We start from the raw sequence: 746 nt of genomic DNA, 5'->3' as shown, positions 1-746 counted from the left end.
CACATGAGGGGGGAACATTTCGTGCCCCCCTTATGCGACTGTAGGGGGGGGCGTGAAACGCCACTCCTTACCCATACGTGCCCGCGATCTGCGAGCGGTTGAGCATGGTTTCTGTCTGAATAGTGAGATTCACAAGCGCCTCCATCAGGTACCCATCACTGGAGCGGGGAGCATCCAAAGGCTGCTGTAAACTCTCAATCACGCACGGGCCATAGACCACGTTACGCCCAATATTGATAAAAACGGTTTGGGGAACACGCCCAAGTCGCCGACCATCAGCGGTTACGCCGCCAACCGGGCTAACTGCCTGAACCTCGGGTGCCGCCATTCGCTCCAGCTCCATCAGCGCATCCATGACCTCAACCTTTGGGTCAGCCAGAGCGTAAAGCTGAAGCGATACGTTAAACGCATGGGGTGCGTTACCTTCCCACACCTGCTGAGAGGCCATGGTGGTGATCGTGGTCACACCTCGGGTGGATTCAGTCAGTGAACCAGATTGCAGCAATCCCCCAGACTTTGAGAATTTGGAGCCAACGGCGTCGCCCTCAAAGGGGCTGTTCCAGTTAGCACTAATCTCTTTCGATGTGCCCTCGGCAATCACTCCAACAACAACAAGGTTTCCCTGCTTAATCCAGCACTTGCAATACGGGCTGACGGCAGGATCATTTACGCCAACCTGCCTGTAGCCCTGCTGCTTCCAGACAAGAGCCATCACTCCCCCTCACGCGCAAGCACAATTTCAAGGC

1 protein-coding gene is annotated in these 746 nt (G+C 55.9%); it reads right to left on the bottom strand.

Annotated features, from left to right (window positions below):
* Positions 1–67: 67 nt before the first annotated feature.
* A complete protein-coding gene (locus E1189_RS00840; RefSeq protein WP_155158232.1) occupies positions 68–712 on the bottom strand; it encodes a hypothetical protein in 645 nt (214 codons plus the stop codon).
* Between the last annotated feature and the right edge of the window lie 34 nt (positions 713–746).

This window comes from Parendozoicomonas verongulae (genome assembly GCF_009711465.1).
GTDB lineage: Bacteria > Pseudomonadota > Gammaproteobacteria > Pseudomonadales > Endozoicomonadaceae > Sansalvadorimonas > Sansalvadorimonas verongulae.
Note: the sequence above shows the minus strand (reverse complement) of the source record. Positions and strands in the feature narration are given on the sequence as shown.

Coding starts and splice junctions, on each gene's coding strand:
- E1189_RS00840 (WP_155158232.1), bottom strand. CDS start 712: ATGGCTCTTGTCTGGAAGCAGCAGGGCTACAGGCAGGTTGGCGTAAAT.